22 protein-coding genes are annotated in these 25,019 nt (G+C 71.6%); 9 read left to right on the forward strand and 13 right to left on the reverse strand.

The window, feature by feature from the left end; genetic code table 11:
- Positions 1–121 precede the first annotated feature (121 nt).
- Entirely contained in the window at positions 122–985 is an 864-nt protein-coding gene (locus tag ACZ6I3_RS35365) for a hypothetical protein (protein WP_469420278.1), read from the forward strand.
- Positions 986–1,122: 137 nt separating this feature from the next.
- Positions 1,123–1,689 carry a hypothetical protein gene (locus tag ACZ6I3_RS35370; protein WP_469420279.1) on the forward strand — a complete coding sequence of 189 codons (567 nt, stop codon included), beginning with the start codon at positions 1,123–1,125 and terminating at the stop codon, positions 1,687–1,689.
- A gap of 50 nt (positions 1,690–1,739) precedes the next feature.
- Here ACZ6I3_RS35370 and ACZ6I3_RS35375 read toward each other — a convergent pair whose 3' ends face one another.
- From ACZ6I3_RS35375 to ACZ6I3_RS35385, 3 genes are all read right to left on the reverse strand, one after another.
- Entirely contained in the window at positions 1,740–2,081 is a 342-nt protein-coding gene (locus ACZ6I3_RS35375; protein WP_469420281.1) for a Pycsar system effector family protein, read from the reverse strand.
- A 64-nt stretch (positions 2,082–2,145) separates the two neighbouring features.
- Complete coding sequence (locus tag ACZ6I3_RS35380) at positions 2,146–2,853, reverse strand: TIGR03943 family putative permease subunit (RefSeq protein ID WP_469420283.1); 708 nt, start codon at positions 2,851–2,853, stop codon at positions 2,146–2,148.
- Complete coding sequence (locus ACZ6I3_RS35385; RefSeq protein WP_469420370.1) at positions 2,850–3,872, reverse strand: permease; 1,023 nt, start codon at positions 3,870–3,872, stop codon at positions 2,850–2,852. The genes ACZ6I3_RS35380 and ACZ6I3_RS35385 overlap by 4 nt, the downstream gene beginning before the upstream one ends.
- A 180-nt stretch (positions 3,873–4,052) precedes the next feature.
- On the opposite strand from ACZ6I3_RS35385, the gene ACZ6I3_RS35390 reads away from it, so the two are divergent.
- Positions 4,053–5,948, forward strand: coding sequence for a potassium channel family protein (locus ACZ6I3_RS35390; RefSeq protein WP_469420284.1), 1,896 nt, complete (start codon positions 4,053–4,055; stop codon positions 5,946–5,948).
- 117 nt (positions 5,949–6,065) lie between these two features.
- Here ACZ6I3_RS35390 and ACZ6I3_RS35395 read toward each other — a convergent pair whose 3' ends face one another.
- Positions 6,066–7,943, reverse strand: coding sequence for a S9 family peptidase (locus tag ACZ6I3_RS35395; protein WP_469420285.1), 1,878 nt, complete (start codon positions 7,941–7,943; stop codon positions 6,066–6,068).
- A 168-nt stretch (positions 7,944–8,111) separates the two neighbouring features.
- Between ACZ6I3_RS35395 and ACZ6I3_RS35400 the strand changes: the two genes are divergently transcribed.
- Positions 8,112–8,915, forward strand: coding sequence for an SURF1 family protein (locus tag ACZ6I3_RS35400; RefSeq protein WP_469420287.1), 804 nt, complete (start codon positions 8,112–8,114; stop codon positions 8,913–8,915).
- Positions 8,916–8,930: 15 nt separating this feature from the next.
- On the opposite strand, the gene ACZ6I3_RS35405 is transcribed toward ACZ6I3_RS35400, so the two are convergent.
- The 4 genes from ACZ6I3_RS35405 to ACZ6I3_RS35420 all read right to left on the reverse strand — a co-directional run bounded on the left by ACZ6I3_RS35405 (position 8,931) and on the right by ACZ6I3_RS35420 (position 13,454).
- The gene (locus tag ACZ6I3_RS35405) at positions 8,931–9,971 is read right to left on the reverse strand and encodes a hypothetical protein (protein ID WP_469420288.1); all 1,041 of its coding nucleotides are present in this window, start codon (positions 9,969–9,971) and stop codon (positions 8,931–8,933) included.
- A 65-nt stretch (positions 9,972–10,036) separates the two neighbouring features.
- The gene (locus ACZ6I3_RS35410) at positions 10,037–10,612 is read right to left on the reverse strand and encodes a SigE family RNA polymerase sigma factor (RefSeq protein ID WP_469420371.1); all 576 of its coding nucleotides are present in this window, start codon (positions 10,610–10,612) and stop codon (positions 10,037–10,039) included.
- A gap of 458 nt (positions 10,613–11,070) precedes the next feature.
- A complete protein-coding gene (locus ACZ6I3_RS35415) occupies positions 11,071–12,162 on the reverse strand; it encodes an aspartate-semialdehyde dehydrogenase (protein ID WP_469420290.1) in 1,092 nt (363 codons plus the stop codon).
- Complete coding sequence (locus ACZ6I3_RS35420; RefSeq protein WP_469420291.1) at positions 12,162–13,454, reverse strand: aspartate kinase; 1,293 nt, start codon at positions 13,452–13,454, stop codon at positions 12,162–12,164. The genes ACZ6I3_RS35415 and ACZ6I3_RS35420 overlap by 1 nt, the downstream gene beginning before the upstream one ends.
- Positions 13,455–13,689: 235 nt before the next feature.
- Here ACZ6I3_RS35420 and ACZ6I3_RS35425 point away from each other — a divergent pair, with 235 nt between their 5' ends.
- Both ACZ6I3_RS35425 and ACZ6I3_RS35430 read left to right on the forward strand, forming a co-directional pair.
- Positions 13,690–14,385, forward strand: a complete 696-nt coding sequence (locus ACZ6I3_RS35425) for a response regulator transcription factor (protein WP_215119959.1) — start codon at positions 13,690–13,692, stop codon at positions 14,383–14,385.
- A complete protein-coding gene (locus tag ACZ6I3_RS35430) occupies positions 14,382–15,719 on the forward strand; it encodes a sensor histidine kinase (protein WP_469420292.1) in 1,338 nt (445 codons plus the stop codon). The genes ACZ6I3_RS35425 and ACZ6I3_RS35430 overlap by 4 nt, the downstream gene beginning before the upstream one ends.
- 6 nt (positions 15,720–15,725) lie before the next feature.
- On the opposite strand, the gene ACZ6I3_RS35435 is transcribed toward ACZ6I3_RS35430, so the two are convergent.
- Complete coding sequence (locus tag ACZ6I3_RS35435; protein ID WP_469420293.1) at positions 15,726–16,262, reverse strand: SgcJ/EcaC family oxidoreductase; 537 nt, start codon at positions 16,260–16,262, stop codon at positions 15,726–15,728.
- A 151-nt stretch (positions 16,263–16,413) separates the two neighbouring features.
- On the opposite strand from ACZ6I3_RS35435, the gene ACZ6I3_RS35440 reads away from it, so the two are divergent.
- A complete protein-coding gene (locus ACZ6I3_RS35440) occupies positions 16,414–17,250 on the forward strand; it encodes a PhzF family phenazine biosynthesis protein (RefSeq protein ID WP_469420294.1) in 837 nt (278 codons plus the stop codon).
- A 38-nt stretch (positions 17,251–17,288) separates the two neighbouring features.
- Here ACZ6I3_RS35440 and ACZ6I3_RS35445 read toward each other — a convergent pair whose 3' ends face one another.
- Positions 17,289–17,465, reverse strand: a complete 177-nt coding sequence (locus ACZ6I3_RS35445) for a hypothetical protein (RefSeq protein ID WP_469420296.1) — start codon at positions 17,463–17,465, stop codon at positions 17,289–17,291.
- A 194-nt stretch (positions 17,466–17,659) separates the two neighbouring features.
- On the opposite strand from ACZ6I3_RS35445, the gene ACZ6I3_RS35450 reads away from it, so the two are divergent.
- Complete coding sequence (locus ACZ6I3_RS35450) at positions 17,660–22,318, forward strand: wHTH domain-containing protein (RefSeq protein WP_469420297.1); 4,659 nt, start codon at positions 17,660–17,662, stop codon at positions 22,316–22,318.
- On the opposite strand, the gene ACZ6I3_RS35455 is transcribed toward ACZ6I3_RS35450, so the two are convergent.
- The 3 genes from ACZ6I3_RS35455 to ACZ6I3_RS35465 form a co-directional block, all read right to left on the reverse strand.
- A complete protein-coding gene (locus tag ACZ6I3_RS35455; RefSeq protein WP_469420298.1) occupies positions 22,311–22,970 on the reverse strand; it encodes a DUF5063 domain-containing protein in 660 nt (219 codons plus the stop codon). The two genes, ACZ6I3_RS35450 and ACZ6I3_RS35455, sit on opposite strands and share 8 nt — an antisense overlap.
- Positions 22,963–23,562 carry a recombination mediator RecR gene (gene recR / locus ACZ6I3_RS35460; RefSeq protein ID WP_003991835.1) on the reverse strand — a complete coding sequence of 200 codons (600 nt, stop codon included), beginning with the start codon at positions 23,560–23,562 and terminating at the stop codon, positions 22,963–22,965. The genes ACZ6I3_RS35455 and recR overlap by 8 nt, the downstream gene beginning before the upstream one ends.
- A 75-nt stretch (positions 23,563–23,637) precedes the next feature.
- A complete protein-coding gene (locus tag ACZ6I3_RS35465; RefSeq protein ID WP_078899404.1) occupies positions 23,638–23,979 on the reverse strand; it encodes a YbaB/EbfC family nucleoid-associated protein in 342 nt (113 codons plus the stop codon).
- Between the two features lie 278 nt (positions 23,980–24,257).
- Between ACZ6I3_RS35465 and ACZ6I3_RS35470 the strand changes: the two genes are divergently transcribed.
- On the forward strand, positions 24,258–25,013 hold the full coding sequence (locus ACZ6I3_RS35470) for an SLATT domain-containing protein (protein WP_469420301.1): 756 nt from the start codon (positions 24,258–24,260) through the stop codon (positions 25,011–25,013).
- Positions 25,014–25,019 lie beyond the last annotated feature (6 nt).

Below are 25,019 nucleotides of genomic sequence, written 5' to 3' on the forward strand. Positions count from 1 at the left end.
TTGCAGGGGCGGGATGCGGGCCGTTACGTTCGCCGCGACAACCTCACACAGACGACGGCCCCCGGCCGGGACGGCAATCCCGATCGAGGGCCTGACCGATCAGGAAGTGAACGCCTTCCCGATGGCTGACCCGCAGTCTAACGCGCGCCTGCGCGCCGACGCCGGAGCTCCGACTTCCGGCGTGATTCACGTCCGCACCCGGCTGACCGCCGACTTCACCGTGATCTCCAACGCCCTCGCGCAGCGACGTGGCAGCGCCGTCACGGTCGGCGTCGCGGCGTACATCTCCTCCCTGCCCGATGGCTCGTCCGTGAGCATCGCCGCCTTGTGCGCGCACTTCGACGAGGGCGAGATCCTGATCTCGCGAGCGCTCAGGGAGCTTGAAGGGGCTGGGTATCTGGAGCGACGCCGTGAACGGACGCCCACCGGGCAGATCCGTACCCGGACGTACTTCTACGACGTACCCGGCGGTGCCTCCGACGACGAACCGCCCGAGCCGCCGACGCGGACCCGGCCCCGGAAGGCGCCCGCGGCCGAGGAGGTCACGCCCTCCCCCGCTCGGGACCAGCCGGAGAATCGGGCGTCGCTCTCCGACGCCGATCCCCAGGCCGTCGCCGTTCTGGCCGCGCTCCGCCGGGTCGATCCGCGTCTCGTGCTGTCCGAGCAGGAGGCCGTGCGGCTGGCGCCGGGCGTCACGCGGTGGCTCGCGACCGGGGTCACGCCATCCCAGATCACGGCACTGCTGACCGCACGGCTCCCCGACCACTTCCTGGCCCGGCCGGCGGGCATCCTCGCCTTCCGGCTCCGGGAGACCCCCCTGCCCGCGCCGCCGCCACTCCCCCTTGTCGAGCGCCCGGTCGTGCTGCCGCTCCAGACCTGCGACGGATGCGAGCGCGCCTTCCGCGCGCCGGAGCCCGGACACTGCCGGGAATGCCGGGAATGCCGGTCCGGGGAGTCCCGGGATCGTCTCCGCGCGGCCTGCTGAGCCTGAGCCACCTGAGCCCGGGCCAACTACGCGATTGCTGACGCCACTTCAAACATGTGCGGTCGCGAACCCGTTGTAGGGTGATCAATCTCTGCTCATGAGTGAGCAGATCGCAACACCAACGAGGGGACCTGAGAATGAATCTGCGTCGAATAACGCCTTCGCGGCAGTCGGCCACGGGCAAGAAGTTCATGTCGGTCGCGCTGGTCGGTGCCACCGTCGTCGGCGCGTCCGTGCTGTCCGTATCGCCGGCGGCCGCGCTGAGCTGGAAGTGCTCGGAGAGCTCCAAGACCATCGATGACGCCGGGTACTCCGGGCCCTGGGGCGACAACTGGGACTTCACCGTCAAGAACTGTGTGGCCCGGTCCGGCAGCTATGTCTACGCCAAGGCCAAGGTGAGCTGGGACGCTCCCCCGTGGTACTCCGGGAGCGACCTGTCGGAGACCTTCGACAGCGCCGGGTTCCGGCTGTACCTCAAGCACTCCGACGCGGGCGCGGACAGCGTCCTGCTGAAGAAGGACTTCGGCATCCGGGCCAAGCTGGCCGCCATGAACGGCAGCGGGAACGGTTCGTGGACGTCCTCCACGATCAAGAAGAAGGTCGGCGGCAAGAGCGCGTACGCCGACGGGGCCCTGCGCCTCAACTGGGACGAGGACGGCAAGGACGTCGTTCACTACGACTTCAAGGGCAGCCGCTCGGTCTGACCCGCTGATCCTGTGCCGAGTTCTCCCGTGGGGAGGGCTCGGCTCAGTCCTTACGTGAGCGCCCCGGCCAGTGTTCCCGCCAGGGTCAGCGTGAGGAAGACCGCGCCCCAGGCCATTCCCCGGCGTATGCAGCGGTACTTGACCCAGACGGTGCGGGGCCTCGCGGCCAGGCCGAGCAGGACCAGGGACGGGGCGCAGGCCGCGCAGCCGGACCAGACCAGGAGCTGGGGGATCACGGGGTACTGGGCGGGTGCGATGACGCCGGCGGCGATCGCACCGAGCAGGGCGGTCAGGGCCGCGCCCAGGGTCGCCAGGGTCAGTTCGGCTCTGTTGTCGGCCTTCACGAGTTCCTCGCGGGCCTCGGTGCGCAACCGGCCTCTGTGTGTGGTCATACGTCCCCCTCGCTGAACAGCGGGCCTTACGAGTACCCGCAAGTGGGCGGTCCAGTACGCCACTTCACGTGTTCCACGTTTCGTCGTAGGGGTCGTGCGGGGTGGGGACCGGCTTGGCGCGGGTGACCTCGAGGTACGGGATCGGGCCGTCGTTGACCGGGTCCTTGGTCCGGCGCGGGGTGTAGCGGCCGGTGATCTCCAGCCAGGTGTCCGGGCTCAGGACCGGGGGGATGTCGCCGGTCAGGGCGATCTTGACCGGCTGGGCGTCCGCCGCGCAGCAGTTGAGGCCCATGCGGACCAGGTAGGGGGTGCCCGCGCGGTCCAGGGTGACGAAGCCGGTGATCCTCAGCTCGCGGTCGCGGAGGGAACGGCCGTTGTCGTAGACCGCTCGGCCCGCGTAGTCGGCGACGCCCAGGCGGAGGGGGCCGTCGGCCGGGAGGTCCGCGAAGCCGAAGGGTTTCTGGAGGGCCGTGCCGGTGTGGGACGCGCTGTAGGAGCCCAGGGCCGGCGGGGCGACCAGGATCAGGGCCAGCACGGGGAGCGTGAGGAGCCAGGTGACGCGAGGCTCGTGGTGATGATCGTGCCCGTGTCCGGTGCCTCGGCGGTCGTACCAGAGCGTCGCCGCCGCCGTCGCGATCAGTACCACGCCCGCCGCCAGGACCAGCGGGCGCAGGCCCGCCTTGACGTAGCGCAGGTAGAGGTCGGTCATGCCGGAGTGCAGGAGCGTGGCGCCCAGGAGGAAGAGGAGGGCGCTCTGGGCGAGGCGGTTCACAGCAGGACCGTTCCGGTCAGGGCCGACACGATCACGGCCAGGGCGAAGGTCGCGGGCGCGAAGCGCAGGGCGAAGGCCCGGCCGAAGGTGCCCGCCTGCATCGCGAAGAGCTTCAGGTCGATCATGGGGCCGACGACGAGGAACGTCAGACGGGCCGTCAGGGAGAACTGCGTGAGGGACGCCGCCACGAACGCGTCCGCCTCCGAGCAGATGGAGAGGAGGACGGCCAGCACCGCGAGGGCCAGGACGGACAGGACCGGATGACCGGCCGCCGCGCGCAGCCACTCCGCCGGTACCACCGCCTTCAGCGTCGCGGCGGCCATCGCGCCGATCACCAGGAAGCCGCCCGCGTGCGTCACGTCGTGGCGTACCGAGCCCCAGAAGGCCGCGCCCTTGCTCTGACCCTCGTACGACGCCCTTTCCGGGGGCCGCAGCCAGTCCGTGCGGCCGAGGCGGTGCCAGAGCCAGCCCATCGCGCAGGCCACCAGCAGGCTCGCGACGAAACGGGCCAGGACCATCTCCGGGTCGCCGGGGAAGGCCACGGCCGTCGCCGTCAGCACGATCGGGTTGATGGCGGGCGCGGAGAGGAGGAACGCCAGCGCGGCCGCGGGGGTGACGCCTCTGCGCACCAGTGCTCCGGCGACCGGCACCGAGGCGCATTCGCAGCCCGGCAGCACCGCGCCCGCCGCGCTCGCGACCGGGACCGCGAGGACCGGGCGCTTCGGCAGGGCCCGGGCGAAGAACGACGGCGGCACGAACACCGCGATCGCCGCCGACAGCAGCACGCCGAGCACCAGGAACGGCAACGCCTGGACCATGACCGCCACGAACACGGTCATCCAGCTCTGCATCACCGGTGCGGCCAGGGCCCCGCGGATCGGGCCCTGGAACATCACCGCCGTCACCAGGAGGAGGGTCAGCAGGAGGGCGGGGTTGTGGTGTCTGCCCTCGTCCCGGGCCGTCGGGCTCTCCCCGGTTTCCGGGCCGCTCTCCCTCGGGACGGTCTTCGTGGTGGCCACGGGCCCGGTACCTCCGGTGGTGCGCATGGGCATGCATTGCCTCCCCTTCGGTACGGACGGGCGGGCCCGGGCGTTCACCCACCTCGGTTCCCTTCTGGAACCAGCCGTCCCGGTGGGGCAGTCTTCTCCCTTGTGGGGAGCGTTCCGAATCAAGTCCAGCCAGGTGAACCGGCCACGCACATGGTCGTATGCGGTGACGACGGGCTCGCCCATCGGCTGGCCGCAGAACTCCGGGGTGTCTACGGCGAACAGGTCACGCTCGTCGTGCCGCCGTCGGGACGCCGGGTGCGGCAGCCGGTGGTCGGGCGGGCCCGGGCCGCCTCGGCGGCGCTGTTCGACCGGGTCAGCGCGGCCGTCAACCGGACGGGCACGGGCGGCGCCGAACCTGCCGCGACCGAACAGGTCGTGGAGGCCGCCGAGATCACCGAGGCCGTGCTCACCGAGGTGGGCGCCGACCGGGCGGCGGCTCTGGCGCTCGTGTACGACGACGACGAGACCAACATCCGCGCCGCGCTCACCGCCCGCCGGATCAACCCCGGCCTCAGACTCGTACTGCGGCTCTACAACCGGCGGTTGGGGCAGCACATCGAGGAACTGCTCGACCAGACGGCGGTCGTGGCCTCCGGGGCGGGACCGGGCACGGACGTGGACACCTCGACGACCGTGCTGTCCGACGCCGACACGGCCGCGCCCGCGCTGGCCGCCACCGCCCTCGTCGGCACCAGCAAGGTCGTCCAGACGGAAGGACTCGTCCTGCGGGCCGTGGAGCGGCAGCCGCCGCGGCCGGGCGAGGTGGCCGACCCGGGGCTGTGCACCCTGGCACTGCTGTCCGCGACGAGCAACGACCCGGCCGGTGCGGACGGTTCCGAGACCAGCGGGGAGCACGGGCCTCAACTGCTGCCGGACGAGATGGCGGTGGCGTCCGCGACCGGGCGCGGGACCGTCGTCCTGGAGCAGGTGTCGTACTCCGGGCCGTCCCTGTCCGCCGGGCGGGGCGGTGGTGTGCCGCCGTTCGCCTCGCTGTTCTCGCGGCGGCTGCGCTGGTCGCTGGCGGGGCTGATCGGGTGCGTGCTCGCGCTCGCCGTCGCGTTCATGGTCGTGACCGACGAGCATCCGCTGTACGCCACGTACGTCACGCTCCTCGACCTCTTCGGCATCAACGATCCCGCGTACCACGAGTCGACGGGGCGGCAGATCCTGCAACTGCTGTCCGGGCTGGTCGGGTTGCTGCTGCTGCCGGTGCTGCTGGCCGCGGTGCTGGAGGCCCTGGGCACGTTCCGCAGCGCGTCCACCCTGCGCAAGCCTCCTCGGGGGCTCGGCGGGCACGTGGTGCTGCTCGGGCTCGGCAAGATCGGGACGCGGGTGCTGACGCGGTTGCGTGAGCTGCACATTCCCGTGGTGTGCGTCGAGTCCGATCCGGAGGCCAGGGGGATGGCCACGGCGCGGCGGCTGCGGGTGCCGGTGGTGCTCGGAGATGTCACGCAGGAAGGGGTGCTGGAGGCCGCGAAGATCCATCGGGCGCACGCCCTGCTGGCGCTGACCAGCGCGGACACGACGAATCTGGAGGCCTCGCTGTACGCGCGGTCCGTGCGGCCCGATCTGCGGGTCGTGCTGCGGCTGTACGACGACGACTTCGCGACCGCCGTGTACCGGACCATGCGGGCCGCGCATCCCTTCGCCCTCACCCGGAGCCGGAGTGTGTCCCATCTGGCCGCGCCCGCGTTCGCCGGGGCGATGATGGGGCGGCAGATCCTGGGGGCGATTCCGGTGGAGCGGCGGGTGCTGCTGTTCGCGGAGGTGGAGGTGGCCGGGCATCCGCAGCTGGAGGGCAGGACGGTGGCGGAGGCGTTTCGGGCGGGGGCCTGGCGGGTGCTGGCGCTCAATACTTCACCTCCTGGAGGGCGGCGGGGGGATGACGAGCCTGTGGGTGAGGAGCGGGTGCCTGCTTCGGGGCTGGTGTGGGATCTGCCTCCTACGTATGTGCTGGGGGCCGGTGATCGGGTGGTGCTGGCGGCGACTCGGCGGGGGCTGGCGGAGTTGCTGGGGCGGAGGAGGCGGGAGCGGGCGGGGGCGTGACGCCGAGCTGTGTCCCTGCACGGCTAGGCGCCACAAGGTGCCCGGCGTTGATGCTGAGGCCGGGGCGTCACGCAACCCGGCGCAGCGGGGTGCCGCCCGCGCCCACCCGTGCCGCCCTTAGCGGCACGCATGCCCGCGGGCTAGGTGCCTCTCCGCGAACTCCAGTTCCAGCCGCACCTGCTTGATCCGCTCGTCCACCACCAAGGACCCGTGCCCGGCGTCATACCGGTACACCTCGTGGATCGCGCTCCGCTTCTCCAGGCGTTTGACGTAGTTCTCGATCTGGCGGATCGGGCAGCGGGGGTCGTTGACGCCGGCCGAGATGTAGACCGGGGCCCTGACCTGGTCGACGTAGGTCAGCGGAGAGGACGCCTCGAAGCGGTCGGGGACCTCCTCGGGCGTGCCGCCGAGGAGGGTGCGGTCCATCGCCTTCAGCGCTTCCATCTCGTCGTGGTACGCCGTGACGTAGTCGGCGACGGGGACCGCCGCGATGCCCAGCGTCCACGCGTCGGGCTGGACGCCGAGGCCGAGGAGGGTGAGGTAGCCGCCCCAGGAACCGCCGGTGAGGACGATGCGGTCGGGGTCGGCGAGGCCGGAGGTGACCGCCCATTCGCGGACCGCGGCGATGTCCTCCAGTTCGATGAGGCCCACGCGGTGCTTCAGGGCGTCGGTCCAGGCACGGCCGTAGCCCGTGGAGCCTCGGTAGTTGACCCGGACCACCGCGTAGCCGTGGTCGACCCAGGCCGCCGGGCCCGCCGCGAAGGAGTCGTTGTCGTGCCAGGTCGGGCCGCCGTGGATCTCGAAGACCGTGGGGAGCGGGCCGGTGGTGTCCTTCGGCTTCTGGACCAGCGCGTGGATGCGGCCGCCGGGGCCCTCCACCCACACGTCCTCCACCGGCACCGAGCCGGGGGACTTCATGCCGGGCGGGTCGAGCACGACACCGCCCGTCGTGGAGCGCAGCGCCGACGGTTCGGCGGCCGAGGACCACAGGTACTCCACGCTGCCGTCGGGCCGGGCGGTGGCGCCGGAGACCGTGCCGGGCGGGGTCGGGATCTCCGTCAGGGCGCGGCTCGCGAGGTCGTAGCGGAACAGCTCGCTGCGGGCCTCGAAGCCGTGCACGACGAGCAGGCCGGTGCCGTCCGGGTACCACTCGGCGCTGACGTCGCCGGGCAGCTCCAGCGCCAGGTCCGTCTCCTCGCCCGTGGCCACGTCCCACACCAGGGGCTCCCAGCGGCCGCGACGCTGGTGGCCGATGAGGAGGCGGGTGTCGCCGTCGACGGGGGCGAAGCCGAGGACCTCGAGGCCGAGCTCGCGGGTCCCGCCCTCGGTGTCGTCGAGGCCGGCGACCGGGGTGCCGTCGGGGCGCAGGACGCGCAGGGCCGAGTGCATCGCGTCGCCGTGCTCGGTGTGCTCGACGGCGATGAGCGAGCCGTCGTGGGCGAGGTCGCCGACGCCGGCGGACTCGCGGTGACGGTAGATCTCCACCGGCTCCTCGCCGGTGCGGACGAGGTGGATCGTCGTACCGTCCTCGTCCGTCGAGCGCCCCACGACCGCCGTGCGCCCGTCGCGGCCGAGGGCGAGGCCCGCCGGGTAGGAGGCATCGAGGCCCGCGGCGGCCGGTTCGTCCTCGCCGCCCTTGAACGGCTGGCGGCGCCACACGCCGAACTCGTCGCCGTCCTTGTCGTCGAACCACCAGATCCAGGCGCCGTCCGGCGACAGCACACCGTCCGTCGTGCCGTTCGGCCGGTCCGTCACCTGGCGCTGGTCGCCCGTCGAACGGTCCCACGCGTACAACTCGTACGTCCCTGTCGCGTTCGACACGAACAGGGAGCGGTCCGGCGCGTCCTCCGCCCAGTCGGGCAGGGACACCCGGGGCGCGCGAAAGCGCTTCTCCCAGTCCGGCATCCGCTCCTGCTGTCCCGCCTGTACCACTTGTTCGTGCTGGTCCCGCGGGTCCCGCTGGTCCCGCGCATCGGACGCGTTGCTCTCAGTCATGGCCCCATACTGCCCGCCCCGGCCGACAATGCGCTGCCGAGGTGCCCAGCCTGTGGATAACCTCCACCGGTTCCCCGTCCCGGCAGGCCGGAAAGAACGGAAAGCGCGTACCGAGCGGGCGCCCACCCCGCAGGCCGGACCCTTCGGGCAGCCCCGTACCTTTGGGGTGTGTACCGGTTTCTGCTGACGCCCCGATGGTGGGGGATCAACGTCTTCGTGCTGTTGTCCATCCCCTTCTGCATCTTCATGGGGTCCTGGCAGCTGGGCCGGTTCGAGGACCGCGTGCAGGACCACCGCACCGCGACCGAGCAGGTCTCCGAGGCCCGGCACGAGGCGCCCCGGCCGCTGGCCAGGATGCTGCCGGTGACCAAGGCGACGTCCGGCAAGCAGGTCACCGCGTCCGGCCGCTACGGCAAGCAGCTGCTGGTGCCGGGCCGTGAGCTCGACGACAAGCAGGGCTACTACGTCCTGACGCTGCTGCGCACCGACTCGGGCGAGGCGCTGCCGGTCGTCCGCGGCTGGCTGCCCGGCTCACCGGACGCGGCCGAGGCCCCCGCCGCGCCCACCGGTGAGGTCACGGTCACGGGGGCGCTCCAGGCGTCCGAGTCCCCGGGCGCCAACGGCGTCAGCGCGCAGGGCGGCCTGCCGTCCGGGCAGACCGCGGCGATCAGCGCGGCGTCCCTGGTCAACCTGGTGCCGTACGACGTGTACGACGCGTGGGTCACGCTCGCCAAGGGCGACTCGGGCATGAAGGCGGTGCCCGCGAGCGCCCCGCCGGACTCGGGTCTCGACCTGAAGGCGTTCCAGAACCTCGGCTACACCGCCGAGTGGTTCGCCTTCGTCGGGTTCGTGATCTTCATGTGGTTCCGGTTGCTGCGGCGCGAGGTGGAGTTCGCCCGGGACGCGGAGCTGGGCCTGGTCCCGGACGAGGAAGAGCAGGACGAGGAAGAGCAGCGGGCGCCGGCCGTCTGACCGCGCCCCGATGCTCTACGCGCCCGCCAGCACGCCCGTCCAGTACACGGTCCCCGCGCACGCGTTGGACACCGTGACCGAGCCGGCGCCCGAGCCCGTACCCGGCGTGTACGTCACCGCCACGCTGCCGTCGGTCGGGCCCTCCTCCGTGGGCAGCTGCGGGGCGGTGCCCGTGTCGCCGCCGGTGGAGGTGCCGCCCGTCTCCGTCGTCTCGCCCGTCGGGGTGGGTTCGGGGCTCGGGTCGCCGGGGCCGCCGACGCTGCCGCCGGGGGTGGGGCAGGTCTCCGTGGGGACCCAGGCGAACTTCACGTCGTAGGCGGCTCCGGGCGCGAGCACCAGCTGGGCCGCCTCCAGGGACGGGTCGGGCAGGCCCGCCGCCGCGTCCCCGGCCGCGTGCCGGGCGGTGCTGACCTTGCTGATGTCGGCCGTGCCCTGCGGCAGCGCGCTCACCGAGCCGGGGGCGGTGACCGTGCAGCTCGCCGCGGAGACGTTGGTGACGCGGAAGGAGCCGTAGACCGCGCCCGTGGAGTCGGGGGCGGCGCTGCTGCCTGCGGCGGGGCCGAGCTGGGCAGCGGTGCACGCCTCGATTCCGGCGGCGGTCGTGGAGGAGGGGTCGGCGCCCTGGGTCGCGCCGGTGGCGGCGCCGCCGGTGCCCTTGCCCTTCTCCTCCTTCTTCTTCTCGCCCTTGTCCTTGCCCTCGGTCTTGCCGGAGCCGCCGCCCACGGCACTCTCGCCGCCGTCCGGTCCCTTGCCCTGGCTCGCGCCGCCCTGGGCCTCGGAGGCGTGGCCGATGGCCGACGGGTTGGCGTCGGAGCCGGTGGAGTTGGAGACGTGCACGAGCGCGGGGACGGCCGTGCCGATGAAGAGGAAGGCGGCTGCCACGCCGACGACGGCCTGCCGCTTGCGGGTCCGCCGCTGGGGCACCGCCTTGCGGAGATACTCCAGCGTGCCGTCGCGCGGTTCCACCTCCTGCACCACCTGGTGCAGCATCGAGCGCAGGTCCAGCTCGTCCGAGCCGAACCCCTCGGGGCTCTGGTCGTCGGGGCCGTGGTTCACAGTTCCGTTCCCAGCGTGCGATTGCTTCGGATGGTGCCCGTCACGCCCCGCGCCGTCCGAGGCGCTCATGCCGACGCCTCCATGGCCAGCCGGAGCGCCGCGATGCCGCGCGAGCCGTACGCCTTGACCGAGCCCAGGGATATGCCGAGGGCCTCGGCGACCTGTGCCTCGGTCATGTCCGCGAAGTAGCGCAGCACCAGCACCTCGCGCTGGCGGCGCTGCAGCCCCTTCATCGCCTTGATGAGGGAGTCGCGCTCCAGCTGGTCGTAGGCGCCTTCCTCGGCACTGGCCATGTCGGGCATGGGCTTCGACAGCAGCTTCAGGCCGAGTATGCGGCGGCGCAGCGCGGAACGCGAGAGGTTGACGACCGTCTGCCGCAGGTAGGCCAGGGTCTTCTCGGGCTCGCGGACCCGCTTGCGGGCCGAGTGGACCCGGATGAAGGCCTCCTGGACGACGTCCTCGCAGGAGGCGGTGTCGTCGAGGAGGAGGGCGGCGAGACCCAGCAGCGAGCGGTAGTGCGCGCGGTAGGTCTCGGTGAGGTGGTCGACGGTGGTGCCGGCCGCCGCCTCGTCCTCGGCACCGTCACGCTGGTTCGGTATGCGGGCCGGCCGCGCCGCGGGCACGGGCGCGATCACCGGCATGCCACCGGGCGTACCGGCCATGCGGGGTCGTAGAGCCGCCGGACGGGGCGGTCGCAGGACCGTGCCGCGTGCCGAACTGAAGTCGAGTACCTCTGCCACGCCTGTTGGACACGCTGACCCCCGTGAGGGTTGTACGTGCCGGGCGTCACTTTCACGCCGACCGTCGCCGTCGACGGTCTACCCGCGTCAGGCTGCACAACAGATGGTGCGTCAAATGCCCTCATGCGTCCCGCTCTTCCCCTATGTCCAATTGTGAACGGACGTCCCCACGCCCGGTTCCAGGCGTCCCCACGCCTGATGAAGCGCTTGCACGGCCTAAGTGCGACCGCAAAGACGCTCCCCGCCCTCCGCACGGTTGCGGAGGACGGGGAGACAAATTTTCTGATGCCGAAGCGCCCCGGACAAGTGGTCCGGACCATCGATCAGCTCACATGTCGTACACAGATCCTACAAACCGCCTACGACAGCGACAGCTCGGCGGCCACCACCTCGGCGATCTGCGCGGTGTTGAGCGCGGAACCCTTGCGCAGGTTGTCCCCGCACACGAAGAGTTCGAGCGCCGTGGGGTCGTCCAGCGCCCGCCGCACCCGGCCGACCCAGGTCGGGTCGGTGCCCACGACGTCGGCGGGGGTCGGGAACTCCCCGGCGGCCGGGTTGTCGAACAGCACGACACCGGGCGCCGTGGCGAGGATCTCGCGGGCCTTGTCGACGGTGACCTCACCCTCGAAGCGGGCGTGCACGGTCAGCGAGTGCGTGGTGATCACCGGCACCCGGACACAGGTGACGGCCACGGGCAGCCCGGGCAGGCCGAGGATCTTGCGGGACTCGTCCCGGACCTTCAGCTCCTCGGAGGACCAGCCGTCCTCGCGCGCCGAACCGGCCCAGGGCACGACGTTCAGCGCGACCGGTTCCGGGAACGGTCCGGTGTCGTCTCCGACGGCCCGCCGTACGTCACCGGGGCCGCTGCCCAGCTCCGTGCCGGCGACCAGGGACAGCTGCCGCCGCAGGGTGGCCACGCCCGCGCGCCCGGCGCCGCTGACCGCCTGGTACGAGGAGGCGACGAGCTCGCGCAGCCCGAACTCGGCGTGCAGCGCGCCCAGGGCCACGATCATGGAGAGCGTCGTGCAGCTGGGGTTGGCGATGATCCCGCGCGGCCGCATCCGCACGGCGTGCGGATTGACCTCGGGCACGACGAGCGGCACGTCCGGGTCCATCCGGAACGTGCCGGAGTTGTCGACGACCACCGCGCCCTTGGCGACCGCCAGCGGCGCCCACCGCTCGGCGACCTCGTCGGGGACGTCGAACATCGCGACGTCGACCCCGTCGAAGGCCTCCTCGGTGAGCGCCATGACCTCGGTCTCCTCACCGCGCACGGCCAGCTTGCGGCCGGCCGAGCGGGGGGAGGCGATCAGCCGGATCTCGCCCCAGACGTCGGCCCGCTGGGACAGGATCTGGCGCATGACCGTGCCGACGGCACCGGTCGCGCCCACCACGGCAAGCGTCGGACGCCCGGACCTGCCGGTCCGGGCGTCCTGTCGGAGGTGGGCCATCAGCGGCCGGTGCCTCCGTAGACGACAGCCTCGTCGCTGTCGGAGTCGAGCCCGAAGGCGGAGTGCACGGCACGGACGGCCTCGGGCACGTCGTCGGCGCGCGTGACGACCGAGATGCGGATCTCGGAGGTCGAGATCAGCTCGATGTTCACGCCCGCGTCGGCCAGCGCCTTGAAGAAGTCGGCCGTGACACCCGGGTTGGTCTTCATACCGGCGCCGACCAGGGAGATCTTGCCGATCTGGTCGTCGTAGCGCAGGGAGTCGAAGCCGATGCCGGCCTTGTTCTTCTCCAGCGCGTCGATGGCCTTGCGGCCGTCGGTCTTCGGCAGCGTGAAGGAGATGTCCGTCAGGCCCGTGGAGGCCGCGGACACGTTCTGCACGACCATGTCGATGTTGATCTCGGCGTCGGCGATCGTGCGGAAGATCGAAGCCGCCTCGCCCGGCTTGTCGGGCACCCCGACGACCGTGACCTTGGCCTCGGAGGTGTCGTGCGCGACACCGGAGATGAGAGCCTGCTCCACCTGCTTTTCCCCTTGCTGCTGCGTCTTCTGAACGATCGGCTCGCTGCTGACCCAGGTGCCCTGGAGTCCGCTGAAGCTGGACCGTACGTGGATCGGGATGTTGTACCGGCGGGCGTACTCCACGCAGCGGTGGAGCAGCACCTTCGACCCGGACGCCGCCAGTTCGAGCATGTCCTCGAAGGAGATCCAGTCGATCTTCCGGGCCTTCGTCACCACACGCGGGTCGGCGGTGAACACGCCGTCGACGTCCGTGTAGATCTCGCAGACGTCGGCGTCGAGGGCGGCGGCGAGAGCCACCGCCGTGGTGTCTGAGCCGCCGCGGCCGAGGGTGGTGATGTCCTTGGTGTCCTGGCTGACGCCCTGGAAACCGGCCACGATCGCGATGTTGCCCTCGTCCACCGAGGTCTTGATCCGGCCCGGCGTGACATCGATGATGCGCGCTTTGTTGTGGACCGAGTCGGTGATGACTCCTGCCTGGCTGCCGGTGAACGACTGGGCCTCGTGACCCAGCTTCTTGATCGCCATGGCCAGCAACGCCATGGAGATCCGCTCTCCGGCGGTCAGCAGCATGTCGAGCTCTCGCCCGGCAGGCATCGGGGATACCTGCTCGGCGAGATCGATCAGCTCGTCCGTCGTGTCGCCCATCGCGGAAACCACGGCAACCACCTGGTGGCCGTTCTGCTTCGCTTCCACGATTCGCTTGGCGACGCGCTTGATGCCCTCGGCATCGGCTACGGAGGAGCCTCCGTACTTCTGCACGACAAGGCCCACGTGCGCTCCTCGCTCAATCCGTCTCTATCCGCATATACGCATTCGTACCGCGGTCGGCTCATTCTATCGAGCGTCCGAAAATCCCTTCCGCGATATCGCATGATGAGATTTCCGGGGTACTCGCTCAGACCTGCTCATGCCCACCTGGGCACAGGCCACGCGAGAAAGTGCCCGGCGTCACAATCGTCGCTCGGCCGACCTCGGTAAGCCAACTTTCAAGCACTAGGGTTCGGCTGTGCGTGTACTCCTGGTGGAAGACGATGAACCGGTCGCCGAATCCCTGCGCCGTGGTCTGAGGCGCTACGGCTTCGAGGTCGAGTGGGTGACCACCGGCGCGGCGGCGCTGCGGCACGAGGGTCCGTACGACGTCGTCCTGCTGGATCTCGGCCTGCCCGACACCGACGGCCTGGACGTCTGCAAGGCGCTGCGCGGGCGCGGCGACGTCCCGATCATCGTGATCAGCGCCCGCAGCGACGAGACGGACCGGGTGGTGGGCCTGGAGCTCGGCGCGGACGACTACGTCTCCAAGCCGTTCGGGGTCCGGGAGGTCATCGCCCGGATAAGGGCCGTCATGCGCCGTACGCAGGCCCGTACGCCCGCGGCGGGCGCCCCCGCGCCCGGCCCCGACCGCTACGGCACGCGCCTGACGATCGACCGCAAGGCGGCCCGGGTGCGCCTCGACGGCGAGGAGGTGGCCCTCGCGCCCAAGGAGTACGACCTGCTGGCCTTCCTCACCGAGGAGCCCGGGGCGCTGATGTCGCGCGAGCAGATCATGGAAGCGGTCTGGGACGCGAACTGGTTCGGGCCGACCAAGACGCTGGACGTGCACGTGGCGGCGCTGCGGCGCAAGCTCGCCGGGGCGATCGCGATCGAGGCGGTGCGCGGGGTGGGCTTCCGGCTGGAGATCGTCAAGGACGACGGGGCCTCATGAACCGGCAGCTCATCCGGAGCTACATCCTCCTGGTCGCGGTGGCCATCCTCCTGTTCACGGTGCCGGTCGCCTTCACCCTCACCAAGCAGCTGCGGGACGACACCAGGCAGTCCGTCCTGCGCGAGGCGAACACGATGGCGCTGCTGCTGAGCAACGGCACCGGCGCCTCGTGCGAGGCCCTGACCGAGGTGGCCAGGGCGTACGGCGACGTACAGGCGACCCCCACCGCCTCCTGCGACCCGCGGCTGCCGGAGCCCGCCGCGGACGAGGCGCTGACCCGGGCCACGCAGAGGAACGAGGTGACGACGGACTGGGGGTCCGACTTCGTCTGGGGCGAGCACCTGAAGGTCACCGTCCCCGCGCGGGGCGACGCGGCCGTGCGGATCGTCTACCCGACCTCGGACATGACCTGGCGGCTCTGGCAGATCTGGGGCTTCAGGGCCGGGCTCGCGGTGGTCGTGCTCGCGGCGGCCGCCGCGATCGGCGCGTTCGCCGCCCGCCGCATCACCCGGCCGCTGCGGCAGCTCAACGACATGGCCAGCAAGTTCAGTGACGGCGACCTGACGGCTCGCTCCCCGGTGACCGGGCCGCCGGAGACCCAGACCCTCGCCCGCACCCTCAACCAGGGCGCGGAACGCCTGGACACGCTGATCGCCGCCCAGCGCATCTTCGTGGCGGACGCGTCCCACCAGCTGCGCACCCCGCTCACCGCGCTGCGGCTGTCCCTGGACAACATCGCGGACGGCGTGGACGACGATGTCGTACGCGAGGACGTGGAGCAGGCGACGGCCGAGGTCGTCCGGATGAGCCGCCTGGTCAACGGCCTGCTGGTGCTGGCCCGGGCCGAGGCCAAGGTGGCGGCGGCCGAGCCGCTCCCGCTGATGGACCTCGTACGGGAGCGGCTCGCCGTGTGGAGACCGGCCGCCGACGAGCGCGGAGTCACCATCGCGCTCAGGGGGAGTGCCGACGGCCGGCCGTCTGTGCTGGCCAGTCCCGGTCATCTGGACCAGATGCTGGACAACGTGCTCTCCAACGCCCTGGAGGTGTCACCGGACGGCGGGACGATCACCGTGCGGGTGGAGCCCCGGGGCGATGTGGTGGGGGTGTCGGTCCTGGACGAGGGGCCCGGCATGTCGGACACCGAGAAGTCCCGCGCCTTCGACCGGTTCTGGCGCGGCCAGGGCCTGACCGGGAAGTCCGGCTCGGGCCTGGGTCTCGCCGTCGTCCGGCAACTGGCGACGGACGACGGCGGGACGGTGGCGCTGACGGACGCCCCGGGCGGCGGCCTGTGCGTGACGATCACGCTCCGGGCGTCCCACCGGGCGGGCGGCTGAGGCCGCTCAGCTCTCCGGCATCTTCGAGGAGTGGTGGTTCACGATCAGCCACTTCCCGTTCGGCTGCTTCTCGTAGGCGTAGGTGTAGCGGGCCTCGACGGTGCTCTTCTCGCCCGTCGCGGGGTCCGTGAGGGCGAACTCGTACACGCCCGTGTCGATCACGGAGTCCCGGTCGAGGATGTTGACGTGGGACTCGACCTTCGTCCCGGAAGGCTTGTTCTTGAGGAAGTGCTCGAAGTAGTCGACGATCTCGGCTCTGTCGGTACGGACGTTGTTGGAGACGGTCGGCAGCAGGACCGCGTCCTTCGCGTACAGGTCGGCGACCTTCTTCGGGTCGCCGGTCCGCAGCGCGGCGTTCCACTTGTCGAACAGCCCGAGCACCTGCGCCTCGGTGACCGGCTTGGCGTACCTCTCGCCCTTGCTCCCGGAGTCGGCTCCGGCGACCCCGGCACCGGCGGCGAAGGTGCCGGCGGCGACGACGGCCACGGCGGTGGCGACGGCGACGCGCTTGCTTATGGACGTGGCTGCGGGGCGGCGGGTCATGTTCATCTCCCGTGCGATCGAGTGGAGTTGGTGAAGTGACTCCAGACTCGCGTTTCGCTGGTTAGGGCCCGTGCAGCCCGCGTACAGGGGTCGTACAAGGAGCCCCCAAAACACGCAGCGTGACCGAGGGGTCGGGCGCTACCGTCTGCGCATGGAGATATTGCGCTACGTGGCATTCAGTACGGATCCCCAGGGCGGAAACCCGGCAGGTGTGGTGCTGGACGCCACCGGCGCCGACGACGCGGCGATGCTGGCGACGGCGGCCGAAGTCGGTTACTCCGAGACGGCGTTCGTGGTGGCGTCCGGCGACGACGCCCTGGACGTGCGGTACTTCAGCCCGCTCGCCGAGGTGCCGTTCTGCGGCCACGCGACGATCGCCACGGCCGTGGCCCACGCGGAGCGGCACGGCACCGGGCGCCTGCTGCTGCGCACCGCGGCGGGCCCGGTCACCGTCACCACCGACCGGTCGGCGGACGGCTCCCTGGTGGCGACCCTGGTCAGCGTCGCCCCCCGTACGGCACCGATCGAGGAGGGCGACCTGGACGAGCTGCTGGCGATCCTGGGCTGGTCCGAGGCGGACCTGGACCCGGCGCTGCCTCCCCGGGTGGCCTTCGCCGGAGCCTGGCACCCGGTCGTCGCCGCCGCGAGCCGGGACCGGCTGGCCCGCCTGGAGTACGACATGGCGGCACTCGGCACGCTCATGGCCCGCATGGGCTGGACCACCATCGACCTGGTCCGGCGGGAGTCACCCACCGTCTTCCACGCCCGCAACCCGTTCCCGCCGGGCGGTGTGGTGGAGGACCCGGCCACGGGAGCGGCGGCGGCCGCGTTCGGCGGCTACCTGCGGGAACTGAGCCTCGTACCGACCCCGGCCACCCTGACGGTCCACCAGGGCGTGGACATGGGGCGGCCGAGCACGATCACGGTGACGGTACCGGCGGAGCCGGACACCGGGATCGCGGTGACCGGCCCGGCCGTACGGCTCTGAGCGGGCCCCGTGGTACAAGGACGCGTCCGCCTTCGGCCTCACCGCCTCCCCCGTAGCGCCCGGATCACCTCCGCCAGGGCGCCCAGGATCCTGGCCCGGTCCTTGGATTCGGCTCCGTCGAGTGCGGAGCGCACGAACAGGACGGCCGCCCAGGCGACGATCAGCAGGGTGAGGACGCCGCACACGGGCAGCGCGGCGACGAGAAGCGGGTCCATGGCGGCTCCTTCGGGGGCCTCGGGACGGCGGGAACGTCCATGAAGGTGCCGGGAGAGGGCCGGCCGCCGAGCCGGGCAATCTGGGCGATCGGGCGTTGCCGCGCAGGTCAGCTCGGTAGCTTGGAACTTTCCGAGTCGGCCGATTCGCCCGACTCGGGACCATCGGGCGGCACGAGCGCGCGGGTACGGGGGCCATGAAGGAACCACACACCTACTGGACGGAACTGGCCAGGCTGCTGAAGCTGGCCGAGAAGCCCGACCCGGCCGCCGTGCACGCGGAGATCCGGGCCGTCCTGGCCTCCCCCCGTGACGCCCCCTCGGACAGCAGCGTCGCGGACTGGGTGGAGATGCGCAGAGTCCCGCGCACCGACGCACGAGTGGTGCTCTTCGTCGCCGCCCTCGAGAGCATCGCGCGCCGGAGGAACCCGGCCCTGCGCATCCCGACGAGGGAACGCTGGCGCACCCTGGCGGCCCGGGCGCGCGCGGATCGCGGCAAGGGCAACGGGCTCACCGGCCCGGGTGTTCCTGCCCCCGCCATGTCCCGTACCTCCGGAACCCGGCCGTGCTGGCGGGAGGACGTCACGGGCTCCCCGGCCTGGCAGCTGCTGGGGCCGGGCGCGACGGAGCAGGCCGAAGCCCTCAGGACGCAGGCCCGAAGAGCCGCCGACCGGCTTGCGGAGCTGTACGACGAGGCGCGGGCGGAGCTCGCCGACGACCCGTGGCACGACGTCGGCCTGGCCCGGCGGATCTCCCGCTGGACCAACTGGCTGATAGGCCTGCTCCGGAGCGGCGGCACGGTCCTCGTCTCCCCCGCCGAGGCCACGCTGATCGCCCTGCTCCCCTTCGTCTACCAGGCGCACCGGTCGCGGACGGCGGCGGAACTGTCCCACGTCGACCCGACGGACCTCGGGCAGCGGGCCGCGCCGGACGAGGAACGGCGGATGTACGAGGTGCTGCTGGGCGGCCATGAACGGCTCGTGCGGCGGGCGGAGCTGGGTGCCCTGAAGGACCGCCCCGACGGGCGGCGGGAGATCGGGTGGTGGCTGTTCCACCAGTGGGCGGGACGGCAGCCGGGGCGGCTCACGGAGTTCCTGTCGGCCGTGGGCGCCGAAGGCACCGGCCTCGAAGCCGTACTCGACCCGGAACTCCTGTCCCGCCTGCTGGGCTCCGCCCACTCCGGACCGAACGAGCTGTTCGACGCCGCCCGTCCGGACCATCTGCGCGAATACCCCTACCAACTGAACTTCGACGGCCGGGACTTCCAGGACGTGCGGGAACGGCTGGTGGGAGCCCTCTTCGCCGTCGCGCACGGCATGGCGGTCGAGGCCACGGACCTCTCCTCGGTGATCGTCCGGCACGTGGGCGTTCCCGACCCCCTCGACCCGGTGCGGCTCCTCGGTACGGTCGACAAGGCCTCCTGGCAGCCGCGCGGGGAAGGCATCGGGCTCAGGGCCGGCTGCGGCCATCCCGCCGTGGTGGCCGCCCTCACCGAGCACGCGCACCGGCTGGAGTCCCTGCTGCGGGCCGTCCGGCGGGCCGCGGCGCCCGACTTCGACGCGCTGCCCCTGTACACGGGCGTCGAGGAGGTCCGTGAAGTCGACACCGAGGGCAAGGCCGTTCCCGTCGGCGGTGTCATCCGCTTCCGGCTCGACGAGGAACGCGTCCAGGAACTCCTCATGGGCGAGAACCTCTACCGCGACCGGTCCCTCGCCATCCGCGAGCTCTACCAGAACGCCCTGGACGCCTGCCGTTACCGCCGGGCCAAGTCCCAGGCCGCCGAGACCGTCAGCGGGTACCGGGGCCGGATCGAGTTCACGCAGGGGTACGACAAGGACGAGGACCGGCACTACCTGCAGTGCGAGGACAACGGCGTCGGCATGGACGAGGTCACCCTGTCCGAGGTGTTCTCGCAGGCCGGCGTCCGTTTCACGGATCTTCCGCGGTTCCAGGAGGAACGGCAGGAGTGGCAGAGCCGTGGCGTCACCATGCATCCGAACAGCCGGTTCGGCATCGGCGTGCTCAGCTACTTCATGCTCGCCGACGAGATCCGGGTGACCACCTGTCACATGAACGGTGCCGACGGTCGCCTACGTGAGATCACGGTCCTGATCAGCGGCCCCGGCCACTACTTCCGGGTCCGGCCCACCGACCGCCCGGGATCCATCGGCACCACCGTCCGCCTGTATCTGCGGGACGACGACAAGGCACCCTCCTGCGTGCGGGAGTTGCGCAGGCTCCTGGGAATCGCGGAGTTCGCGACCACCGCCCGGCAGGGCGGGCAGACCGTGACGTGGGAACCCGGTGTCCTGCGCCCGCGGGAGGCACTCGGGCTGCGAACCGACGGCTTCGAGGCCCACGGCCGCCTGGTCTCCTGGCCGGCCGGACCCGACGGGGCGGACGGCCAGGTCGTCTGGTGCCGGTCCGGCGGAGGCGTCCTGGTCGACGGGATCTACACCGAACCCCGGGTACGGCGAGGCGTTCTGACCGACCCGGGCGACAAGCGCCGACTGCGCGGTGCCGTGGTCAACCTCACCGGCAGGACCCGGCCCCGCCGGCTCTCCGTGGACCGTACGGAGATCCTGGACGCCGACATCTGCGCGGACGTGGAGTCCCTGCTCCGGGCCGCGCTGCCGACGCTCCTCGCGGCCGATCCCCCGCTTGTGGACACCGAGTGGCTCGCCGAGGTCGCCGGCCGCAGTCCCCGGCTCGCCGACATCGTGACGGAGGCGGCGGGGGCGGCCGGGTACGAGATGGAACTGCACGGTCACCGGTCGGCTGTGGCCGCCACCGGGTTCTTCCCCCTGGACCTTCTGACCGTCCACCAGCGCGACTCCACGCTCAGGGACTACGAGGCGGCCCTCGGCGAAACCCCGGCCGGGAGGGTGGGCGGCACCATGGACGACCGCATCCTGCTCTGGCGGCTGCTGGCCCACCGGCCCAACGCCGAGCTGACGGCACTCTCGGCGGTCGTTCCGGAGCTGGAACAGGTGGAGCGGGTGCTTCCCGCGCTGCCGTCCGATGTCCTCGCGTGCACCCCGGTCCACGATGTCTGGAACGAGCGCCACTGGCCCTTCCCGGATCTCAAGAACGATCTGGCCGCTCCCGGACACGCTCTCTTCCTGGCATGCATCCGGGCGATCTCCTACCGCGAGGCCGTGGAGCGCATGAGGGAACTGCGCCTGGCGACACCGAGCCCGACCGAGGAGGATCCCGTCGCCGACGAGATCAACCTCGCGCTGCTCAGCCATGACCTGACGCATCCGCTCCGCTCTCGGGGTTCGCTGTCGTTCTGGTTCGGCAACGCCGCCGAAGTGACCCCGGGGCACCTGCTCAGGGCCCGTGTCGAGTTCGGCATCAGTCTCGGTGAGGCCGCCCGGCGCATGAGGGCCTTCGGACTCGTCGTCCCGGAACCGGACCCGTCCGCAGAGGACATGGACGAGCGCGCACTGGTCCTGCTCAGCCGTGACCTCAACGGCCGGAGCCCCTGGCTCGGTGTCCGCGGACCGGTGGCTCCCGGGCACCTCCTCAAAGCCCGCCGCGAACTCGGCATCGACCTCGGTACGGCGGTCCAGTGGCTGAGGTGGTTCGGCTTCACCGTCACGGCGGACGGTCCTCTGCTGGAGGCCGCGGACGACAGGACACTTCGTCTGGTCAGCCACCACCTGCGGGGGAAGGATCCGCTGGACCCCCAAGAGCCGGTCGCGGTCGGCCATGTGCTGCATGCCGCCGCCGAGTTGGAGCGCACGGTGCCCGACGTCGCACGGGAACTGCGGGCCCTCGGCTTCCGTCCGGAACTCGCCCCCGCACGGGAAGAGCAGGCCGACGAATTCCTCCGGCGGAGCACGGAGTGGGGATGGGGCGCCCGTGAGTGGCGAAGCCTGAGCGAAAAGGACGCGATCCCGCCCGGTGTACTGGCCCGCGTCTCATCCGAGCGGGGCGTGCCGCCGCCCGAGATGGCCCGGTGCATCGAGGCGCTGGGACTCGCCACACCCTCCGCGCTGCCGCACCGGGCGAACGACACGGACGTGGTGATCCTCAGCGCCCATGCCAACGCCAAGGCCCCCTGGATCCAGGCGGACGACTCCGTGACAGCCCATCAAGTGGCAAGGGCGTCGCTCGAGACCGGACTCCCGCCGGCGGACGTGGCATCCCGGCTGCGCGCCTACGGACTCGTACCACCGGACATCGCGTTCCCCCCTGGCGCCGAGGCCAAGGACGACCTCCTGCTCGAGGCGAACCGGCGCCACGGGTCGCCCAGGGAGCCGCTTTCCCCGGACCGCCCGGTGTCGGTACACGATGTGGTGCTGAAGTCCTCCGGCCTCGGCATGCCACCGCGGACCGTCGTCGACCGTCTCGCCCAGTACGGGCTGGTCACGCCGCTCGATGCAGCACCGGCGGACGCCTACGCGTTCGACCGGTATCTGCTGGGCCTGGACGACGAGACCAAGCAGCCTCTCGATGAAGGCCGGCCGGTCCCGCTGCACCATCTCGTCGCCGTCGCCTGGAGGCTGTCCAAGGAACCCCACGAGATCGCGGAACGACTGTCCGCGTTCGGTTTCCGGGTCCCCGAGGACCGGATCGGCCGACTGGACGAGACCGACCACCGGCTCTCCCGGTTGAAACCCGCCCCGGGCAAGCGGACCCCGCCCGCCGGCCTCAGCGAGCCGGTCTCCGACTTTCTGTACATCGCCCGCCACTTCGACCTGCCCGCCCAGGAACTCGTGGAGCGGCTGGAACGTCTGGACGTCGATCTCCAGCGCGTCCGCGACGCCGTCCGCGCCGCGCTGCCCGAAGTACCCGGCCTGATCATGGAACAGGAGCCGGGCGCCGCCCGGCCGGTCGAGGCTACTTGACCTCGCGCATCCCCAGCGGCGCGCCGATCTCCTCCGCCATGACCCTGCCCGCCTCGAATTCCAGCGTGTCGTCGCCCATGCCCTGGTCCGTGTCCAGGCCGTCGAGTTCGGCGAGGGGCTGGTTGAGGCGGACGTGGGCGAGGACCGACTGGAGGGCACGGAGGGTGGCGGAGGCGGTGGAGCCCCAGTTGGAGAAGTAGGAGAACTGCCACCACCACAGGGCCTCCGTGGTGCGGCCCGCCCGGTAGTGGGCCATGCCGTGGCGCAGGTCGGCCATGACGTCGGCCAGGTCGTCGGAGATCCGGGCCGGTACCGGCGCCTTCCGGGGCTCGTAGGGGTCGAAGACCTCGGAGTAGATGTCGATCGGGTCGAGGAGGCGGGCCAGGTTCTCGCGGAGTTCGTCGACGTCCGGCTCGGGGCCCGAGTCGGGCTCGTAGCGCTCGTCCGGCACGATGTCCTCGTGCGCGCCGAGCCGGCCGCCGGCCAGGAGGAGCTGGGAGACCTCCAGGAGGAGGAAGGGCACGGCCGACTCCGGCTCGTCGCCCTTCGCGACCTCCGTGACAGCGACCAGGAAGCTCTCGACCTGGTCCGCGATCTGGACCGCGAAGTCGTCCGGGTTCTGATCGGTCGCGTGCAGCGTGGCGTCAGACATCTAGGAGTCGTCTCCCCTCGAAGGCGCGGCCGAGGGTGACCTCGTCCGCGTATTCCAGGTCGCCACCCACCGGGAGGCCGCTGGCCAGGCGGGTGACCTTCAGGCCCATGGGCTTGATCATGCGGGCGAGGTACGTCGCTGTCGCCTCGCCTTCGAGATTCGGATCCGTGGCGAGGATCAGCTCGGTGACCGTGCCGTCGGCGAGCCGGGCGAGCAGCTCCCTGATGCGCAGGTCGTCGGGCCCCACCCCGTCGATCGGGCTGATCGCGCCGCCGAGGACGTGGTACCGGCCCCGGAACTCACGCGTCCGCTCGATCGCCACGACGTCCTTCGGCTCCTCGACCACGCAGATCACGGCGGGGTCGCGCCGGGTGTCGCGGCAGATGTTGCACAGCTCCTCCTGCGCGACGTTGCCGCAGGTCGCGCAGAAGCGGACCTTCGCCTTGACCTCCATGAGGGCCTGGGCGAGGCGCCGTACGTCCGTAGGTTCGGCCTGGAGGATGTGGAAGGCGATCCGCTGGGCGCTCTTGGGACCGACGCCGGGCAGCCGCCCCAGCTCGTCGATCAGGTCCTGGACCACGCCTTCGTACAACGGACTGCCCTTCCTGGGACGTCGAGTTCTCTACGGTAGTTGTCCGCCGCCCGTCCGAGGAAGGCGGCGGGCGTCTCAGAACGGCAGACCCGGGATGCCGCCGCCGCCCAGGCCCTGCGCGAGCGGGCCCAGCTTCTGCTGCTGGAGCGCCTGCGCGTTCTCGTTGGCCGCCTGGACCGCCGCCACGACCAGATCGGCCAGTGTCTCGGTGTCGTCGGGGTCGACCGCCTTCGGGTCGATCTTCAGGGCGCGCAGTTCGCCGGCGCCGGTGACGGTCGCGGTCACCAGGCCACCGCCCGCCTGCCCGTCGACCTCCGTCTGCGCCAGTTCCTCCTGCGCCTGTGCCAGGTCCTGTTGCATCTTCTGGGCCTGCTGGAGCAACTGCTGCATATTGGGCTGGCCACCACCGGGGATCACGATCAGCTCCTTGCTCGGTACGGGTTTTCCCGTTCGGCACGAGCCTACGTGGTCAGGCCTGCCGTCGCCCCAGCACTCTTTCGAGTGATCCCCCCTCGCGCCCTATACCGGATCAAGGAATACTTCCGGGCGGAAAAGTGGCGAAAGCTGCGCCTTCGCCACCCATTGGGGGGTAGGAAGGGTCCGGCGCGTCAGGTGTGTCGTTCGTCGCGCAGTGTGATTCGGCGTGAACCGCGCGTGGTCGTACATGGTCGTTCGTGGTCAGTAGGGAGTGCCGGGTGGGTCAGCCGGAGATGCAGCCCGAGGTGCCGCCTCAGGACGGACGGGGCGAGGGGGCGGCCCGGCCGGGGCCGGGCGATCTGACCGGGCGGGCCTTTCCGCTCGGCGACTGGGGCGAGCCGGCGGTCCGGCTGGACGAGCTGTACCGGTGGGTCGAGCGCGGGGCGCTGCGGACGGCCGCCTGGTACCTCGGGGACCGCGTGTGGAAGCGGCGGTGCGCGCGGGTGCTGCGCTGCGGGGCCGCGGTGGGGGCGGTCACCGGCGTCGCGCTGCCCCTGCTGGAGCTGACCGGGGTCGCCGGCGGGGTCGCGCCCTGGGGGTGTCTGGCGCTGCTGCTGGGGGTGGCGTGTGTGGCCGCCGACCGGTACTTCGGGGTGACGTCGGGCTGGATGCGGGACGTGGCCACCGCGCAGGCCGTGCAGCGGCGGTTGCAGGCGTTGCAGTTCGACTGGGCGGCGGAGTGCGTGCGGGAGGTGCTGGGGCCGGCGGAGGGGACGGCCGCCGAGGCCGCCGAGCGGTGCCTGGGGGTGCTGCGGAGGTTCACCGAGGACGTGAGTGAGCTGGTCCGGGTCGAGACCGGGGACTGGATGGGAGAGTTCCGGGCCGGGGGTGCGCCGGTGGGGATGCAGGCGGTGGTGTTGTCCGGTGCGGGGCGGGGGGTCGAGGCGGGGGGTGTGAACGGGCGGTTCGCCGTGCCGCCGACGGGGGGCGCCCGGCCGAACATGCCCCGGCAGCGGCCGCCGGAGCCGAGGTGAGCGGGC

Source organism: Streptomyces sp. NPDC041940 (assembly GCF_055589465.1).

Excerpts from the sequence above, each read along its gene's own strand:
- ACZ6I3_RS35375 (WP_469420281.1), bottom strand. The coding sequence starts at position 2,081 with ATGACCACACACAGAGGCCGGTTGCGCACCGAGGCCCGCGAGGAACTC.
- ACZ6I3_RS35410 (WP_469420371.1), bottom strand. The coding sequence starts at position 10,612 with ATGCCGGTGATCGCGCCCGTGCCCGCGGCGCGGCCGGCCCGCATACCG.
- ACZ6I3_RS35395 (WP_469420285.1), bottom strand. The coding sequence starts at position 7,943 with ATGACTGAGAGCAACGCGTCCGATGCGCGGGACCAGCGGGACCCGCGG.
- ACZ6I3_RS35445 (WP_469420296.1), bottom strand. The coding sequence starts at position 17,465 with ATGGACCCGCTTCTCGTCGCCGCGCTGCCCGTGTGCGGCGTCCTCACC.
- ACZ6I3_RS35365 (WP_469420278.1), top strand. The coding sequence starts at position 122 with ATGGCTGACCCGCAGTCTAACGCGCGCCTGCGCGCCGACGCCGGAGCT.
- ACZ6I3_RS35455 (WP_469420298.1), bottom strand. The coding sequence starts at position 22,970 with ATGTCTGACGCCACGCTGCACGCGACCGATCAGAACCCGGACGACTTC.
- ACZ6I3_RS35430 (WP_469420292.1), top strand. The coding sequence starts at position 14,382 with ATGAACCGGCAGCTCATCCGGAGCTACATCCTCCTGGTCGCGGTGGCC.
- ACZ6I3_RS35435 (WP_469420293.1), bottom strand. The coding sequence starts at position 16,262 with ATGACCCGCCGCCCCGCAGCCACGTCCATAAGCAAGCGCGTCGCCGTC.
- ACZ6I3_RS35415 (WP_469420290.1), bottom strand. The coding sequence starts at position 12,162 with ATGGCCCACCTCCGACAGGACGCCCGGACCGGCAGGTCCGGGCGTCCG.
- ACZ6I3_RS35390 (WP_469420284.1), top strand. The coding sequence starts at position 4,053 with ATGGTCGTATGCGGTGACGACGGGCTCGCCCATCGGCTGGCCGCAGAA.
- ACZ6I3_RS35370 (WP_469420279.1), top strand. The coding sequence starts at position 1,123 with ATGAATCTGCGTCGAATAACGCCTTCGCGGCAGTCGGCCACGGGCAAG.
- ACZ6I3_RS35440 (WP_469420294.1), top strand. The coding sequence starts at position 16,414 with ATGGAGATATTGCGCTACGTGGCATTCAGTACGGATCCCCAGGGCGGA.
- ACZ6I3_RS35450 (WP_469420297.1), top strand. The coding sequence starts at position 17,660 with ATGAAGGAACCACACACCTACTGGACGGAACTGGCCAGGCTGCTGAAG.